This window comes from Sodalis sp. RH21 (genome assembly GCF_047324175.1).
Taxonomy (GTDB): Bacteria; Pseudomonadota; Gammaproteobacteria; order Enterobacterales; family Enterobacteriaceae; genus Acerihabitans.
In genome coordinates this window covers 3,981,704-3,998,485 of the sequence record NZ_CP178732.1, presented here as the reverse complement: position 1 = coordinate 3,998,485, position 16,782 = coordinate 3,981,704, and the positions used below count along the sequence as shown (strand labels likewise).

Genomic DNA, 16,782 nt, shown 5'->3' with positions numbered 1-16,782 from the left:
AGACTACGCGCTGGTTAACTGAATGCTCAATGATAAAGATCTCTCCACCTGGCAGACGTTCCGTCGCCTATGGCCGATGATCTCTCCTTTTAAAACGGGCCTGATCGTGGCGTCTATCGCGCTGATTCTCAACGCCGCCAGCGATACCCTGATGCTGTCGCTGCTTAAACCGCTGCTTGACGATGGTTTTGGCAAAAGCAATAACAGCATCCTGGTGTGGATGCCCCTGGCCGTGATCGGCCTGATGGTGGTGCGCGGCATTACCAGCTTTATTTCCAGCTATTGCGTCTCATGGGTATCCGGCAAAGTCGTGATGCAAATGCGCCGGCGCCTGTTCAGCCATATGATGGGCATGCCGGTGTCGTTTTTTGATCAGCAGTCCACCGGCACGCTATTGTCGCGTATCACCTATGATTCCGAACAGGTGGCCTCGTCGTCATCCGGCGCGCTGATTACCGTGATCCGCGAAAGCGCGTCGATCATCGGCCTGTTTATCATGATGTTTTATTACAGCTGGCAGCTTTCGCTGATCCTGGTGGTTATCGCGCCTATTGTTTCCATCGCCATCCGTCAGGTCTCGAAGCGCTTTCGTAATATCAGCAAAAATATGCAAAACACCATGGGTCAGGTGACCACCAGCGCCGAACAGATGCTGAAAGGCCACAAGGAAGTGCTGATTTTTGGCGGACAGAAAGTGGAGAACGACCGTTTTAACCATGTCAGCAACCGTATGCGCCAGCAGGGCATGAAAATGGTCTCCGCCTCGTCGGTATCCGATCCGGTCATCCAGTTTATCGCTTCCCTGGCGCTGGCCTTTGTGCTGTATGCCGCCAGTTTTCCGAGCGTAATGCAAAACCTGACCGCCGGCACCATCACCGTGGTGTTCTCTTCCATGATTGCCCTCATGCGTCCGCTGAAATCGCTGACCAACGTCAACGCGCAATTTCAGCGCGGAATGGCGGCGTGCCAGACTTTATTCGCCATTTTGGATATGGATAAAGAAAAAGACGAGGGGACGCTGGTGGTGGAGCGCGCCGAAGGGAATGTCGAATTCCGCGACGTCACCTTTTTTTACCCGGGCAAAGACACCCCGTCCCTGCGTGATATCAATATCGTTATTCCGGCCGGCAAAACGGTAGCGCTGGTGGGACGATCGGGCTCGGGCAAATCCACTATCGCCAATCTTCTGACGCGCTTTTACGATGTGCAGCAGGGCGCGGTATTGCTGGATGGCCACGACCTGCGCGAATATACGCTCGCTTCTTTGCGGGATCAGGTGGCGCTGGTATCGCAAAATGTGCATCTGTTTAACGACACCATCGCCAATAATATCGCTTATGCCCGCAAAGACCGCTTTTCACGGGAGGAGATCGAGAATGCCGCCCGCATGGCTTACGCCATGGACTTTATCGAAAAAATGGACCAGGGGCTGGATACGGTGATCGGGGAGAATGGCGTACTGCTCTCCGGCGGGCAGCGCCAGCGCATCGCCATTGCGCGGGCGCTGCTGCGCGATTGTCCGATTCTGATTCTCGATGAGGCCACGTCGGCCCTGGATACCGAATCGGAACGCGCCATTCAAAAAGCCCTGGACGCGTTGCAAAAAAACCGCACCTCGCTGGTGATTGCCCACCGGTTGTCGACCATCGAAAAAGCCGATGAAATCGTGGTCGTCGAGGACGGGCGCATCGTTGAGCGCGGGCCGCACGATATTCTGCTGGCGCAAAAGGGCGCCTACGCCCAACTGCACCGGTTACAATTCGGCAATGATTGATAAAATCTGGTTCGGCGGTTCGCGGTGGTACCGGTTGCTGCTGCCGCTTTCCTGGCTATATGGCCTGATAAGCGGCCTGATAAAGCTGAGCTATCGTCTGGGGTGGCGCAAAATCCATCGTTTTGCGGTGCCGGTGGTGGTGGTCGGCAACTTGACCGTGGGCGGCAATGGCAAAACGCCGGTGGTACTGTGGCTGGTTGAACGTTTGCAGCAGCGGGGCTGGCGGGTGGGGGTCGTCTCCCGCGGCTACGGCGGGCGGTCCGCTCACTATCCGCTGGTGCTCGACGAGGATACCACCACGCTCCAGGCGGGCGATGAACCGGTATTGATTTTTCAGCGCACCGGCGCGCCCGTGGCGGTATCGCCGTGCCGCGCCGAAGCGGTGGCGGCGCTGTTAAAGCAGCATGCGCTGGATGTGATTATCACCGATGACGGCCTGCAGCACTATGCCTTGGGACGTGAGATTGAATGGGTGGTGGTTGACGGCGTCAGGCGTTTTGGCAACGGCTGGTGGCTGCCCGCCGGGCCGATGCGTGAACGGGCGGGGCGGCTGCGAAGCGTCACCGCCGCGATCGTCAATGGCGGTCAGGCGCGCCCGGGGGAAATCGCGATGCAACTGCAACCCGGCGCCGCGGTGAATTTACTTACCGGTGAAACCCGCGCCGCGAATCAATTGCCCGGGGTGGTCGCCATGGCGGGCATCGGGCATCCGCCGCGCTTTTTCGCCACCCTGCGGGCCATGGGCGTGAGCGCCGGGCGCACCATACCGTTCGCCGATCATCAGGCCTATCGGCCCGAACAGCTGGCGCCCCTGGCTTCGCCGGACCAGACGCTATTGATGACGGAGAAAGATGCGGTAAAATGCCGCGCTTTCGCCCAGCCCAACTGGTGGTATCTACCGGTGAACGCGCAACTGCCGGCGCAGGATATACCCGGTCTGCTGGCGCCCATCGAGCAGGCGATCCGCCGCTTTAAGCGCCAGGCGCAGGACCATCAGCGGTGACGGCGCGCCGGAAAGCGCAGCTCAAAAAAACAATCGGCCCGGACATCAATGATGGCCAGGCCGAGAGAGCGATGATTTTTTTGCTTAGCGGCTATAATTAGCAAACAAAGCAATGATTTTATTTACTGTTTTCATGGCAGGCTGTCTCTTAAATATTAAAAGTGTGATGTAGCTCACAAAAAATATTACGCCGTTCCTTTTGCCAGATCAATACTATTTTGCAAAAATGTTAATGAGTGTCGTTTTCTCCGTGCCCTGCGTTGCACCCCGTCACCGTAACCATTCCCGCCTGGCGCCGCATTATGCTATCCTTTGGCCCATTAACGCATCGCAGGGTGTGTATGCTGGAGGAATCATGGATCACCGCTTATTGGAAATCGTTGCCTGCCCGGTCTGTAACGGCAAATTGTATTTTAATAAAGAGAAACAGGAACTCATCTGCAAATCGGACGCCCTGGCGTATCCGGTGCGCGATGGCATCCCGGTGTTGCTGGAGAGCGAGGCGCGGGCCTTGACATTAGACGAGACAAATCAATGAGTTTCGTGGCTATTATCCCCGCGCGGTTCGCCTCCAGCCGTTTGCCAGGCAAACCGCTGGCGGATATTAACGGCAAGCCCATGGTGGTGCATGTCATGGAGCGGGCGCAGGAATCCGGCGCGGATCGGGTGATCGTCGCCACCGATCACGCCGGCGTGGTGGACGCGGTGCGCCAGGCGGGGGGCGAGGTCTGTATGACCCGCCCCGATCATCATTCCGGCACCGAACGTCTGGCTGAAGTGATCGACCGCTATCAATTCGGCGACGACCAGATCGTGGTGAATGTCCAGGGCGACGAGCCGCTGATTCCCCCGGTGATTATCCGCCAGGTGGCGGATAATCTGGCCGGCTGCCAGGCCGGCATGGCTACCCTGGCGGTGCCCATCGCCACCGCCGAAGAAGCCTTTAACCCCAATGCGGTCAAAGTGGTGATGGACGCGCAGGGTTTTGCGCTCTATTTTTCCCGCGCTGCAATTCCCTGGGATCGGGAGCGTTTCAGCCAGTCCCGTGAGTCCATCGGCGATACCTTTCTACGGCATATCGGTATTTATGCCTACCGGGCCGGATTTATTCGCCGCTACGTCGGCTGGCAGCCCAGCCGGCTTGAACAAATTGAAATGCTGGAGCAACTGCGGGTGCTCTGGTATGGCGAAAAAATTCATGTCGCCGTGGCGCGTGAAGTCCCTGGCATCGGCGTCGACACCCAGGAAGAGCTGCAGCGCGTGCGTGAACTGATGCGGCAAATGCGCTGATTTTTCGCGCGCGCCGTTTTCTCGGGAAAGCTTGATCTGAAACGAAGAATTTTGTTGGCGAAGCCAGCATGATGGCGGGTGTTTTATCAACCCGCCCGCTTATTCACCTTAAGGTCTGGTCTGTCATGGAACTGTTGAAAGCCGAGTTAAGCGCAGTATTGGGTGAATCCCTGAGCCGCCTGGAGCGGATCAGCGAACAGCCTTACGCGCATCTTTATGCTATGTACGATAAGGAAGGAAACCCGCTTTCATTGCTGGCGAAGAGTTATATTTGCCAGGGCATCGCCCAGCAGGAAGCCTACAAGCTGTCCATGCTGGCCCGGGAAGGAGAAGTCAGGCTGCCGACGGTCTATGGCCTGGTGATGACGCAGCAGGCGCCCTATAAAGAGCTGTTGTTGATGGAGCGGCTGCGCGGCGTATCGGCGGAAGCGCCTACCCGCACCCCGCAGCGCTGGGTATTGCTCAAAGATCAAATCGTCGAGAGCATGCTGGCCTGGCACCGTATCGACAGCCATGGCTATGTGGGCACGGTGGATAGCACCCAGGAAAACACCTGGCCGAAATGGTACGCGCAGCGTATCGAAGTGATATGGTCCACCCTGCTGAAAGTGTCCGCGCCGCTGCTGACCTATGAAGATCGCAACCTGCTGTTTCGCACCCGCCAGAGCCTGGATCGGCTATTTGCCGATTATCAGGAAAATTGCGTCCTGGTCCACGGCAACCTGACGCTGCGCAGCATGCTCAAAGATCCGCGTACCGACCAGCTATTGGCCATGCTTAACCCCGGCACCATGCTGTGGGCGCCCCGCGAATATGATTTGTTCCGCCTGAGCGAAGACGGCATGGCCAAAGAACTGCTATATCATTACCTGAGCAAGGCTCCGGTGGCGGAGGCGTTTCTCTACCGGCGCTGGATCTATGGCATCTGGGAAGCGGCGGCGCGCTATATCCATACCGGATTACTGGATCGCGCACCCTTCGAGCTGGCCGGACGCGAACTCCAGCCCTGGCTTGAATAGCCCGGCGTTCAGTTTTTTTCGCCGGCGCCGGTTGCCGCATCCCGGCCGGTAAGCCACTGCCACGCCCGGCCCAGGGTTTCATACCAGGCGCGGTCGGCATGTCCCAGCCACAGCGGCGACGGGATAACCTTCTCCCAAATATTCAACGGGCTGGATATCGCCAGCTGATTGGCCGGTGCGGGCACCGGCGATAATCCCGCGGCTTGGAAAAAGCCCATGGCGCGCGGCAAATGATTGGCCGAGGTCACCAATAAAAACGGCGCCTTGCCCACCAGCGCGCCGACGCTGGCCGCTTCCTGCCGGGTATCCCGCGGCTGGTCCAGCACGATAATATCCCCCGCCGGCACGCCAAGGCTTTGGGCTACCCGCGACGCCGTTTCCGCGCTGCTTACCGGATTATGCCCCGCCGCGGCGCCGGTAAACACCAGTTTTGCCCCGGGATGGCTGCGATAAAGCCGGATACCCTCGGCTACCCGCGGTAAGCTGTTATTAATCAGATTGGAACTCGGTGCCCATTGCGGATTAAACGTATATCCCCCTCCCAGCACGACGACGTAGGCGATGCCCGGCTGTTGGCCCCGGTAGGTGGGATAGGCCGACTCCAGCGGCGACAGCAGCCGGTCAGCCACCGGTTGCAGGCTTAATAGCAGCAAACAGAGCCAACTAAAGGTCACCAGTCCCTTGCCGGCGCGTTGCCAGCGGGTCAGCCAAAGCAGCAGCAGACCGGCCCCCGTCAGTAAAATCAGCAGCGGCAGCGGTAATAACAGGCCGCCGACGATTTTTTTAAGGGTAAAAAGCATCAAAAAACGCTCCGATTGGATGAAATATAGTCAACCAGGCGCAATCCGGCGCCAGAAGGATTCATTCTAAGCCAGCCTGTGACAAAATAGTCGGTTCACGGCAGGTTTTTGGCAAAAACGCCGTGTCCCGTCCGTTATGCCCGGAGCATCGATTATGCAGGACCGCAATTTTGACGATATTGCCGACAAGTTCGCGCGCAATATTTATGGCACGACCAAAGGGCAAATTCGTCAGGCGGTGGTATGGCAAGATCTCCAAGGGCTATTAAACCGCCTGCCCGACCGCCCGCTGTATATTCTCGACGCCGGCGGCGGGGAAGGGCGCATGGCATGCCAACTGGCGGCGTTGGGCCATCGGTTATTGTTATGCGATCTCTCGGCAGGCATGATTGAGCGGGCGCGGCAAGTGGCGCAGGAACAATCTGTGAGCGCCAACATGCAATTTGTACAGTGCGCGGCGCAGGACATCGCCCCCCATTTGGAAAGGCCGGCCGATCTGATATTGTTGCATGCGGTGCTGGAATGGGTGGCCGACCCCCGTGAATTGTTGCAGAGACTGCATGATTGCCTGGCGCCGGGTGGCGCTCTGTCGTTAATGTTTTACAATAAGCACGGGCTGGTCATGCGCAATATGATCCTGGGCAATATCAACATTGTGGCGGCCGGGATGCCCAAGCGTAAAAAACGCTCGCTGGTGCCGGATCACCCCTGCGATCCAGCGCAGGTTTACGGCTGGCTGACCGATATGGGCATGGCGCTGGGCGGCAAAAGCGGCGTGCGCGTATTCCATGACTACCTGCAAAATAAACGGCAGCAACAGGATGATTTTCCGGCCTTGCTGGCAATGGAGCAGCGCTATTGCCGGCAGGAACCCTTTATCGGCATGGGGCGCTATATCCACGTCATGGCGCATAAAACCTCCCTGAAGGATGAATTATGAGTGAATTTTCCCAGACTGTACCGGAACTGGTCGCCTGGGCCCGGAAAAATGACTTCTCATTATCCTTGCCCACCGAGCGGCTGGCGTTTGTGCTGGCCATCGCCACGCTCAATAGCGAGCGCATGGACGGCGAAATGAGCGAGGGCGAGCTGGTGGACGCGTTCCGCCACGTCAGCAAAGGGTTTGAACAGACCCATGAGACGGTTGCGGTGCGCGCCAATAACGCCATTAATGACCTGGTGCGGCAGCGGTTGTTGAATCGCTTCGTCAGCGAACTGGCGGACGGCAATGCCATTTACCGCCTGACGCCCCTTGGCATCGGTATCAGCGATTACTATATACGCCAGCGTGAATTTTCCACGCTGCGCCTGTCGGTGCAGCTTTCCATCGTCGCCCAGGAGTTGCAGCGGGCGGCGGAAGCGGCGGAAGAAGACGGCGACGAATTCCACTGGCACCGCAATGTCTTCGCCCCGCTGAAATATTCGGTGGCGGAAATTTTCGACAGTATCGACATGACCCAGCGCATCATGGACGAGCAGCAGCAGTCGGTAAAAGACGATATCGCGGCCTTGCTCAACCAGGATTGGCGCGCGGCCATCGCCAGCTGCGAATTATTGTTGTCGGAAACGTCGGGCACCCTGCGCGAGCTCCAGGACACCCTGGAAGCGGCGGGGGATAAATTGCAGGCCAACCTGCTGCGCATCCAGGATGCGACGCTCGGCCATCAGCAACTCACGTTTATCGATAAGCTGGTGTTCGATTTGCAAAACAAGCTGGACCGGATTACCAGCTGGGGCCAGCAGGCGATAGATTTGTGGATAGGGTACGATCGCCACGTGCATCGCTTTATCCGTACCGCCATCGATATGGATAAAAACCGGGTATTTGCCCAGCGCCTGCGCCAGTCGGTGCAGCACTATTTCGATCACCCCTGGGCGCTGACCTACGCCAATGCCGATCGCCTGCTGGACATGCGCGACGAAGAGCTGGCCCTGCGCAGCGAAGAAGTGACCGGCGAGCTGCCGCCGGATATGGAATATGAAGAATTCAACGAGGTGCGCGAGCAGCTGGCGGCCATGATCGAAGAGGCGCTGGCCCGCTATAAGCAGCAGCAATTGCCCCTCGACCTCGGCCAGGTGCTGCGTGATTATCTGGCCCGCTTTCCGCGCGCGCGGCAGTTCGACGTTGCGCGTATTCTAGTCGACCAGGCCGTGCGCTTAGGCGTGGCCGGGTCGGATTTTTCCGGATTACCGCCGTCATGGCAGGCAATCAACGATTACGGTGCTAAGGTACAGGCCCATGTCATCGATAAGTATTGAAGAAACCATGCCGGTAAAGCTGGCGAAAGCGCTGTCCAATCCGATTTTCCCGGCCCTGGACAGCGCGCTGCGCTCCGGGCGCCATATCGGCGCCGAAGAACTGGATAACCATGCCTTCCTGATGGACTTCCAGGACGAGCTGGAAGGCTTTTACCGGCGCTACAACGTGGAACTGGTGCGCGCGCCGGAGGGCTTTTTTTATCTGCGTCCCCGGTCCACCACGCTTATTCCGCGCTCGGTGCTGTCGGAGCTGGATATGATGGTGGGCAAGATCCTCTGCTACCTCTATTTAAGCCCCGAACGGCTGGCCCATGAAGGCATTTTTACCCAGCAGGAGCTGTACGACGAGTTGCTCGGCCTGGCGGATGAAAACAAACTGCTTAAACTGGTCAACCAACGCTCCACCGGCTCCGATTTGGACCGGCAAAAGCTGCAGGAAAAAGTCAGAACCTCGCTTAACCGCCTGCGCCGGCTGGGCATGGTGTGGTTTATGGGCAACGACACCGCCAAATTCCGCATTACCGAAGCGGTATTCCGTTTCGGCGCCGATGTACGCGGCGGCGACGATCAGCGCGAAGCGCAGCTGCGCATGATCCGCGATGGCGAGGCGATGCCGATAGAACAGGCCTTATCGCTTAATGACGAGCAGGATGACGACAATGGCAATCTTAATGACGGATCGTCGGACAGCGCCGAGGATGAACTTGCATGATTGAACGTGGTAAATTTCGCTCATTGACCCTGGTTAACTGGAACGGTTTTTTTGCCCGTACCTTTGATTTGGATGGGTTGGTCACCACCTTGTCCGGCGGTAACGGGGCCGGGAAATCAACTACCATGGCGGCCTTTATTACCGCCCTGATTCCGGATTTAACCCTGCTGCATTTTCGTAATACCACCGAAGCCGGCGCCACCAGCGGTTCCCGCGACAAGGGGCTGCACGGCAAACTGCGCGCCGGCGTCTGCTACGCCGCCCTGGACGTGGTGAACTCCCGCCATCAGCGGGTGCTGGTCGGGGTGCGGCTACAGCAAATCGCCGGGCGCGATCGCAAGGTGGATATCAAACCCTTTATGATCCAGGGCCTGCCCACGGCGATGCAGCCCACGGAAATCCTCACCCAGGTGGTGGGCGATCGCCAGGCGCGGGTGTTAAGCCTGCAGGAGCTGAAGGAGCGGGTGGAGGAAATCGAAGGAGTACAGTTCAAGGTCTTCAACTCCATTACCGACTATCACTCCCTGATGTTCGATTTAGGCGTCATTCCCCGGCGCCTGCGCTCCGCGGCCGATCGCAGCAAATACTATCGCCTGATCGAGGCCTCGCTGTACGGCGGCATCTCCAGCGCCATTACCCGTTCCCTGCGCGATTACCTGCTGCCGGAAAACGGCGGCGTGCGCAAGGCGTTTCAGGATATGGAAGCGGCGCTGCGTGAAAACCGCATGACCCTTGAAGCCATACGGGTCACCCAGTCGGATCGCGATCTGTTCAAGCATCTGATTTCCGAAGCGACGTCGTATGTGGCGGCGGACTATATGCGCCACGCCAACGAACGGCGCATCCATCTGGATCGCGCATTGATGCTGCGCAGGGATTTGCTCGGCAGCCGCAAACAGCTGGCGGTGGAACAGTATCGCCACGTGGATATGGCGCGCGAATTGGGGGAAACCATCGCCGCCGAATCGGATCTGGAAACCGATTATCAAGCCGCCAGCGATCATTTAAACCTGGTGCAAACCGCCATGCGCCAGCAGGAAAAAATCAGCCGCTATCGCGACGATATCGACGAACTGACCTTCCGTCTGGAAGAGCAAAACGAAGTGGTGGCCGAAGCCAGCGAAATCCATCAGGACAACGAGGCGCGTGCCGAAGCCGCCGAGCTGGAAGTGGATGAACTGAAAAGCCAACTGGCCGATTACCAGCAGGCGCTGGACGTGCAGCAAACGCGCGCCATCCAATATCAGCAGGCACTGCAGGCGCTGGAGCGCGCCCGCGAATTGTGCGCCCTGCCGGAACTGAGCGCCGTCGGCGCCGAACAGGAGCTGGCGGTATTCCAGGCGCAAGAACGGGAAGTGACCGACGTATTGCTGGGGCTGGAGCAAAAATTAAGCGTCGCCCAGGCCGCGCACAGCCAATTCGAACAGGCCTACGGGCTGGTGACCAAGATAGCCGGGCACGTGAGCCGCAGCGATGCCTGGGCAACCGCCCGCGATCTGCTGCGCGATGCGGCGTCGCAGCAGCATCAGGCCGACCGGCTACAGGCTTTGCGCAGCCAGCTGAATGAACTGGAGCAGCGCCTGCGCGAGCAGCAGGAGGCCCAGCGTCTGCTGGCGGAGTTTGGTAAACGCATCGGCACCGACTATCAGCCGGACGAGTTGGAAGCGGCGCGGCAGGAGCTGGAAGCCCGGGTGGAAACCCTGTCGGTGATGGTCTCCGAGGCCGGCGAACGCCGCATGGGACTGCGCCAGGAACTGGATCAGATCCTCCAGCGGCTGCAACTGCTGACGCAGCGCGCGCCGGCCTGGCTGGCGGCGCAGGATGCGCTGACCTCCCTGTGCGAGCAAAGCGGCGAGCAGTTGGAAAGCGGCTCGCAGGTGACCGAAGCGATGCAGCAATTGTTGGAGCGCGAGCGCGAGACCACCGTCGAGCGCGATGAAGTCGCCGGCGTCAAACGCGGTCTGGAAGATCAGATCGAGCGGCTCAGCCATCCGGGGGGCAGCGAAGATTTGCGGCTGGCCGCGCTGGCGGAGCGTTTTGGCGGCGTGCTGCTGTCGGAAATTTACGACGATGTCACCTTTGATGACGCGCCGTATTTCTCCGCGCTGTACGGGCCGTCGCGCCATGCCATCGTGGTGCCGGATTTATCGCGGATTCGCGACCAGCTCGACGGGCTGGACGAATGTCCCGACGACCTGTATTTGATCGAGGGCGATCCGCAATCCTTCGACGACAGCGTATTCGGCATCGAAGAGCTGGAAAGGGCGGTGCTGGTCAAGGTGGCCGATCGCCAGTGGCGTTATTCCCGTTTTCCCGCGGTGCCGCTGTTCGGCCGCGCGGCGCGGGAAAACCGCCTGGAAAACCTCAACGCCGAGCGCGATGCGCTGGCGGAGCGTTATGCCACCCTGTCGTTTGACGTACAGAAAATACAGCGGCTGCATCAGGCCTTCGGCCGTTTTGTCGGCGCGCATCTGGCCGTGGCCTTTGAGGACGATCCCGAAGCGGAAATCCGCCGGTTAACCGCCCGGCGCGGCGAGCTCGAACGCCAGCTGAGCGAGTACGAAGGACAAACCCAGCAGCAGCGCCAGCAGTATGAACAGGCGCGGGACGGGCTGGGCCTGCTCAACCGGTTAATCCCGCGCGTTACCCTGCTGGGCGACGATACGCTGGCGGATCGGCTGGAAACCGTGCAGGCGGACTGGGAAGAAGCCCAGGATGCGGTGCGCTATTTGCAGCAGCATCGCGGCGCCCTGGACCAGTTGGAACCCCTGGTGTCGATACTGCAAAGCGATCCCGAGCGGCATGAGCAATTGCAGGCCGATTACCAGCAGGCCCAGCAGGCCCAGCGCCAGGCCAAGCAGCAGGCTTTCGCCCTTACCGAAGTGATCCAGCGCCGCGCCCATTTCGGCTATTCCGACTCCGCCGGTATGCTGACGGAAAGCTCCGATCTTAACGATAAGTTGCGGCAACGGCTGGAGCAGGCGGAAACCGAGCGCAGCCGCGCCCGCGACGCATTGCGCCAGCATCAGGCGCAGTTGACCCAGCTTAACCAGGTACTGGCCTCGCTGAAAAGCGCCTATGACGCCAAGCGCGACATGTACCAGGAACTGACGCAGGAGCTGCAGGATATCGGCGTGCAGGCCGACGCCAGCGCCGAGGCCCGTGCCAAGGAGCGCCGGGACCAATTGCATTCGGCCCTGAGCCAGAACCGGACGCGCCGCAATCAGCTTGAGAAACAGCTGACGTTCTGCGAAACGGAAATGGACGCCTTGCAGAAAAAACTAAACAAGCTGGAGCGGGAATATCACCAGATGCGCGAGCAGGTGGTGACCGCCAAGGCCGGATGGTGCGCCGTGATGCGCCTGGTGCGCGATAACGGCGTCGAGCGCCGCCTGCACCGCCGGGAGCTGGCTTATCTGGAAGCGGACGATCTGCGTTCCATGTCCGATAAAGCCTTGGGGGCGCTGCGCCTGGCGGTGGCGGATAATGAACATTTACGCGACGTATTGCGCCTGTCGGAAGATCCCAAACGGCCGGAGCGTAAAATTCAATTTTTTATCGCCGTCTATCAGCATCTGCGCGAGCGTATCCGCCAGGATATTATCCGCACCGACGATCCGGTGGATGCCATCGAACAAATGGAAATCGAGCTCAGCCGGCTGACCGAGGAATTGACCGCCCGTGAACAGAAACTGGCCATCAGCTCGCGCAGCGTGGCGAATATCATCCGTAAAACCATCCAGCGCGAGCAGAACCGCATCCGCATGCTTAACCAGGGGCTGCAAACCGTCAGCTTCGGCCAGGTGAAAAGCGTGCGGCTAAACGTGAATGTGCGCGAGGCCCACGCCACTTTGCTCGACGTGCTGGGCGAACAGCAGGAACAGCATCAGGATCTGTTTAGCAGCAACCGCCTGACCTTCTCCGAAGCCCTGGCGAAATTATACCAGCGGTTGAATCCGCATATCGATATGGGACAACGCACTCCCCAGACCATCGGCGAAGAGCTGCTCGACTACCGCAACTACCTGGAGATGGAAGTGGAGGTCAACCGCGGCGCGGACGGCTGGCTGAGGGCGGAGAGCGGGGCGCTGTCCACCGGCGAAGCCATCGGTACCGGCATGTCGATTCTGGTGATGGTGGTGCAAAGCTGGGAAGAAGAATCCAGCCGGCTGCGCGGCAAGGATATTTCTCCCTGCCGCCTGCTGTTCCTCGATGAGGCGGCGCGCCTTGACGCCAAATCCATCGCCACGCTGTTCGAGTTGTGCGACCGGCTGCAAATGCAACTGATTATCGCCGCGCCGGAAAACATCAGTCCGGAAAAGGGCACGACCTACAAACTGGTACGCAAAGTGTTTAATAACCAGGAGCACGTGCACGTGGTGGGACTGCGCGGTTTCGGCGCCGAACTGCCCCCGGTGCCGGCACCCGTCGCCACGCCGGAAGCCACGTAAAGTCGTTATTGCCGGCGGTGCCGGTTGGTCAACGGATAGAAGCCGTCCCCCAGGGGCGGTTTTTTTTGCGTGCGGCCCGCACCCATTAAAATGATTACACATTAAGCTCATTCGGGCAGCGCAGAGTTGGCGTTCTGCTTATATACTAGGGTAAAGTTATGTGTAAAGAATAAGACGATAATAATTAACAATTCTGTATACAGGGGACAAGGGATGTTACTGACCAATTCTGTGTTATGGCGACGTACGGTCATCGGCTGCCTGCTGGCATCGACCCTGATTCCGCTGATTGCCGCCCGGGCCCAGGTGGCCACGGCCCCGATACTGCCCGATACCAAAACGCTGGGGCATAGCCGCGCCGCGCTATCGACGGTATTGCCCGCCGGAATCAAACCCTATTACGCCGGCGAATTGGCGGCGCTGTATGCCGCCCGGCATAACCAGCCGCTGTGGCAGGACCGCGCCGCCGTCCAGCAGTTCCAGCAGCAATTGGCCGAGCTGGCGCTGTCCGGCGTGCAGCCGCAGTTTATTACCTGGACCCAGTGGCTGACCAATCCCGATATCAGCGCCATGGCGCGGGATATTATTTTGTCCGATGCCATGCTCGGCTATTTGCAATTCGTTGCCGGCGTCGAGCAAAACGGCGAGACCTGGCTATATGGCAACCAAACTTATCGCCTGGCGCCGCCGCCCGCGCTGGCGGTCGAACATTGGCAGCATGCGGTGAACGACGGCAGCATATTGCGTTTCGTCGCCGGTCTGGCCCCGCAGCATCCCCAGTATCCCAAAATGCACCAGGCCCTGAAAACCATGCTGACGGACACCCATCCCTGGCCGCAGCTCAATGGGAAAGATAGCTTGAAGCCGGGGCAGCTCAGCGACGATATTCCGGCATTGCGGGAAATATTGCGCCGCAGCGGCATGCTTACCCCGGGGCCGGCGGCGCCGTTGCCCACCGCCGATAATGCCCCCGCGGACGCGCGCACGCCGCCGCCGGTTACCGACGTCCGGCAATCCGTCGTGGTCAGCCCGGCCGCCGACTCGCTTAACCCTTCCGCCTCGACGTCCGACCCCGCCGTGGTAGCCACGGTTGATCCCCAGGACAAAATGTTCACGGCGGATCTGGTGGATGCGGTCAAACGTTTCCAGAATTGGCAAGGACTGACCGCTGACGGCGTTATCGGCCGCCAAACCAGGGATTGGCTTAACGTGTCGCCGCAAACCCGCGTCACCCTGCTGGCATTGAATATCCAGCGCCTGCGTTTGCTTAATAACCGCATCAACACCGGCATCCAGGTGAATATCCCCAACTTCTCCCTGGTTTACTATCATCAGGGCACCGAAGTGCTGTCATCGCGGGTGATCGTGGGGCGCCCGAGCCGCAAAACGCCGTTGATGCGCAGCGCGCTCAGCAGCGTGGTGCTTAACCCGCCGTGGAATGTCCCGACGTCCCTGGTCCGCCAGGACATCGTGCCCAAGGCCATGCGCGATCCGGGTTATCTCCAGCGTAACGGGTTCACCGTCTTATCGGGCTGGAGCAACGACGCCGAGGCCATCGACCCCGCTACCCTTGATTGGGGCATGATCTCGCCGTCGCACTTTCCGTTCCGCCTGCGCCAGGCGCCGGGGGTCAACAATGCCCTGGGACGTTATAAATTCAATATGCCCAGCTCGGATGCCATCTACCTGCACGATACGCCCAACCACAATCTGTTCCTGAGCGATATGCGGGCCCTGAGTTCCGGCTGCGTGCGCGTGAACAAAGCGTCCGATCTGGCCAATATGCTGCTCCAGGATGCAGGCTGGGGCGATACCCGGGTCAGCGCTACGCTCAAACAGGGCAATACCACCTATGTGCCGATCCGCCACCAAATCCCGGTTAACCTGTTTTATCTGACCGCCTGGGTGGCGGATGACGGTAAACCGCAATTTCGTACAGATATTTACAATTATGATTCCACCATCAAAATCGGGGCGAAAAGCCTACCCAATGCGGAACGGCTACTACAATAAATCGCTGAAGGAATGAGAATTATTTGCGGCCGGGTCAATTCTGACCCGGCTGGTTAAAATGTGAGCCTTTGCATACCTTGACAATGCGCGGGTTGACTGCGCTAATAACTGCGGTTATGGTTCCCGACGGTGCGCTTATGTGCAATTCGTTTGTTCCCTTATGCCGATTGGTTATTACCCATGGATCATATAAATCATCACCGCCGCAAAATGTTGGCGTTAAGCTGCGCAACCTTAGGTTTGGCCATGTTGCCCGCGACCTCGTTCGCGACGCTTTCCACGCCCCGGCCCCGTATTCTTTCCCTGAATAATCTTAATACCGGGGAAACGTTAAAAGCCGAATTCTTCAATGGTAAAGGGTATAATTCGGAAGAGCTGTCCCGGCTGAACCATTTTTTCCGCGATTACCGCGCCAACAAAGTGACGAGTATCGATCCGCGTTTGTTTGATCATATATATCGTTTGCAAATGATGTTGGATACCAATAAACCGGTGCAGCTGATCTCGGGCTACCGTTCGCGGGACACCAATAATGAGCTGCGCGCGCACAGTTCGGGCGTGGCCAAGCACAGTTACCATACGCTGGGCAAAGCGATGGATTTTCATATTGAAGGCCTGCAGCTGAGCAACATCCGCAAAGCGGCGCTGAAGTTGCGTATGGGCGGGGTGGGTTATTATCCCAGCAGTAATTTCGTTCATATTGATACCGGTCCGGTGAGAACCTGGTAAAAGCGCGTTTGTCGCCATGCCCCGGGATATCGCGCCGGGCCCGGGCGGACAATCACCTTTTACGTCAGATTTTAACGGAGCGTTATGAAATACCATATTATCCCGGTTACCGATTTCAGCCAAAACTGTACGTTGGTATGGTGCGATAAAACCGGCGAAGCCGCGTTGGTCGATCCCGGTGGTGAAGCGGCCAGGCTGATAAGCGAGGTCGCGCAGCGTCCCGTAACGATAAAGCAAATCTTGCTGACCCATGGCCATCTGGACCATGTCGGCGCCGCCGCCGAGCTGGCCGCCCATTACGGGGTGCCGATCGTCGGCCCTCATCAGGAAGACGCGTTTTTACTGGCGGGGCTGCCGGAACAAAGCCGCATGTTCGGCCTGGAAGACTGCCAGCCCTTTACGCCGGATCGCTGGCTGGCGGAAGGTGACGAGGTGTCGGTAGGCGAAGAACGTTTCGAAGTATTGCACTGTCCCGGCCATACCCCCGGGCATATCGTGTTTTATAACCAGGATGCCCACATTATTCTAATGGGCGACGTGCTGTTTTACGGCGGGGTCGGCCGCAGCGACTTTCCGCGCGGCAACCACCAGGATTTAATCAGCTCCATTCGCACCAAGCTGCTGCCCCTGGGCGACGATATCGCTTTTATTCCCGGCCATGGCCCGATGTCCACTCTCGGCCACGAGCGGCAAACCAACCCCTTCCTCAGATAACGCCGCATCTATAAATCA

General features: G+C 58.9%; 13 protein-coding genes. 12 read left to right on the top strand and 1 reads right to left on the bottom strand.

Translation table 11 applies throughout. The annotated features are described in order from the left end of the window. Positions 1-22 precede the first annotated feature (22 nt). The 5 genes from msbA to ACL2XP_RS18425 all read left to right on the top strand — a co-directional run bounded on the left by msbA (position 23) and on the right by ACL2XP_RS18425 (position 5,086). Complete coding sequence (gene msbA / locus ACL2XP_RS18445) at positions 23-1,774, top strand: lipid A ABC transporter ATP-binding protein/permease MsbA (RefSeq protein WP_413734473.1); 1,752 nt, start codon at positions 23-25, stop codon at positions 1,772-1,774. Then, positions 1,767-2,777: a tetraacyldisaccharide 4'-kinase gene (lpxK, locus tag ACL2XP_RS18440; protein ID WP_413734472.1), complete on the top strand. Its 1,011-nt coding sequence runs from the start codon at positions 1,767-1,769 to the stop codon at positions 2,775-2,777. Before msbA ends, lpxK begins: the two co-directional genes overlap by 8 nt. 355 nt (positions 2,778-3,132) lie before the next feature. Further along, the gene (locus ACL2XP_RS18435; RefSeq protein WP_162365646.1) at positions 3,133-3,315 is read left to right on the top strand and encodes a Trm112 family protein; all 183 of its coding nucleotides are present in this window, start codon (positions 3,133-3,135) and stop codon (positions 3,313-3,315) included. Beyond that, positions 3,312-4,067, top strand: a complete 756-nt coding sequence (kdsB, locus tag ACL2XP_RS18430; protein ID WP_413734471.1) for a 3-deoxy-manno-octulosonate cytidylyltransferase — start codon at positions 3,312-3,314, stop codon at positions 4,065-4,067. The genes ACL2XP_RS18435 and kdsB overlap by 4 nt, the downstream gene beginning before the upstream one ends. 125 nt (positions 4,068-4,192) lie before the next feature. Further along, entirely contained in the window at positions 4,193-5,086 is an 894-nt protein-coding gene (locus ACL2XP_RS18425; RefSeq protein ID WP_413734470.1) for a YcbJ family phosphotransferase, read from the top strand. An 8-nt stretch (positions 5,087-5,094) separates the two neighbouring features. Here the strand turns inward: ACL2XP_RS18425 and elyC are convergent, their stop codons facing one another. Continuing rightward, positions 5,095-5,886, bottom strand: coding sequence for an envelope biogenesis factor ElyC (gene elyC / locus ACL2XP_RS18420; RefSeq protein ID WP_413734468.1), 792 nt, complete (start codon positions 5,884-5,886; stop codon positions 5,095-5,097). A gap of 154 nt (positions 5,887-6,040) precedes the next feature. Between elyC and cmoM the strand changes: the two genes are divergently transcribed. The 7 genes from cmoM (at position 6,041) to ACL2XP_RS18385 (ending at position 16,764) form a co-directional block, all read left to right on the top strand. Then, on the top strand, positions 6,041-6,826 hold the full coding sequence (gene cmoM / locus ACL2XP_RS18415) for a tRNA uridine 5-oxyacetic acid(34) methyltransferase CmoM (RefSeq protein ID WP_413734467.1): 786 nt from the start codon (positions 6,041-6,043) through the stop codon (positions 6,824-6,826). Beyond that, a complete protein-coding gene (gene mukF / locus ACL2XP_RS18410; protein WP_413734466.1) occupies positions 6,823-8,145 on the top strand; it encodes a chromosome partition protein MukF in 1,323 nt (440 codons plus the stop codon). The genes cmoM and mukF overlap by 4 nt, the downstream gene beginning before the upstream one ends. Beyond that, the gene (mukE, locus tag ACL2XP_RS18405; protein WP_413734464.1) at positions 8,126-8,857 is read left to right on the top strand and encodes a chromosome partition protein MukE; all 732 of its coding nucleotides are present in this window, start codon (positions 8,126-8,128) and stop codon (positions 8,855-8,857) included. The genes mukF and mukE overlap by 20 nt, the downstream gene beginning before the upstream one ends. After that, a complete protein-coding gene (mukB, locus tag ACL2XP_RS18400; protein WP_413734463.1) occupies positions 8,854-13,308 on the top strand; it encodes a chromosome partition protein MukB in 4,455 nt (1,484 codons plus the stop codon). The genes mukE and mukB overlap by 4 nt, the downstream gene beginning before the upstream one ends. Positions 13,309-13,521: 213 nt before the next feature. Next, on the top strand, positions 13,522-15,321 hold the full coding sequence (gene ldtD, locus ACL2XP_RS18395) for a L,D-transpeptidase (RefSeq protein WP_413734462.1): 1,800 nt from the start codon (positions 13,522-13,524) through the stop codon (positions 15,319-15,321). 180 nt (positions 15,322-15,501) lie between these two features. Further along, positions 15,502-16,050: a DUF882 domain-containing protein gene (locus ACL2XP_RS18390; protein WP_413734461.1), complete on the top strand. Its 549-nt coding sequence runs from the start codon at positions 15,502-15,504 to the stop codon at positions 16,048-16,050. Positions 16,051-16,134: 84 nt separating this feature from the next. After that, positions 16,135-16,764, top strand: coding sequence for an MBL fold metallo-hydrolase (locus ACL2XP_RS18385; RefSeq protein WP_413734460.1), 630 nt, complete (start codon positions 16,135-16,137; stop codon positions 16,762-16,764). The last annotated feature ends 18 nt before the right edge of the window (positions 16,765-16,782 follow it).

Coding starts and splice junctions, on each gene's coding strand:
- msbA (WP_413734473.1), top strand. CDS start 23: ATGCTCAATGATAAAGATCTCTCCACCTGGCAGACGTTCCGTCGCCTA.
- ACL2XP_RS18425 (WP_413734470.1), top strand. CDS start 4,193: ATGGAACTGTTGAAAGCCGAGTTAAGCGCAGTATTGGGTGAATCCCTG.
- ACL2XP_RS18385 (WP_413734460.1), top strand. CDS start 16,135: ATGAAATACCATATTATCCCGGTTACCGATTTCAGCCAAAACTGTACG.
- elyC (WP_413734468.1), bottom strand. CDS start 5,886: ATGCTTTTTACCCTTAAAAAAATCGTCGGCGGCCTGTTATTACCGCTG.
- lpxK (WP_413734472.1), top strand. CDS start 1,767: ATGATTGATAAAATCTGGTTCGGCGGTTCGCGGTGGTACCGGTTGCTG.
- ACL2XP_RS18435 (WP_162365646.1), top strand. CDS start 3,133: ATGGATCACCGCTTATTGGAAATCGTTGCCTGCCCGGTCTGTAACGGC.
- kdsB (WP_413734471.1), top strand. CDS start 3,312: ATGAGTTTCGTGGCTATTATCCCCGCGCGGTTCGCCTCCAGCCGTTTG.
- cmoM (WP_413734467.1), top strand. CDS start 6,041: ATGCAGGACCGCAATTTTGACGATATTGCCGACAAGTTCGCGCGCAAT.
- mukB (WP_413734463.1), top strand. CDS start 8,854: ATGATTGAACGTGGTAAATTTCGCTCATTGACCCTGGTTAACTGGAAC.
- ACL2XP_RS18390 (WP_413734461.1), top strand. CDS start 15,502: ATGGATCATATAAATCATCACCGCCGCAAAATGTTGGCGTTAAGCTGC.
- ldtD (WP_413734462.1), top strand. CDS start 13,522: ATGTTACTGACCAATTCTGTGTTATGGCGACGTACGGTCATCGGCTGC.
- mukF (WP_413734466.1), top strand. CDS start 6,823: ATGAGTGAATTTTCCCAGACTGTACCGGAACTGGTCGCCTGGGCCCGG.
- mukE (WP_413734464.1), top strand. CDS start 8,126: ATGTCATCGATAAGTATTGAAGAAACCATGCCGGTAAAGCTGGCGAAA.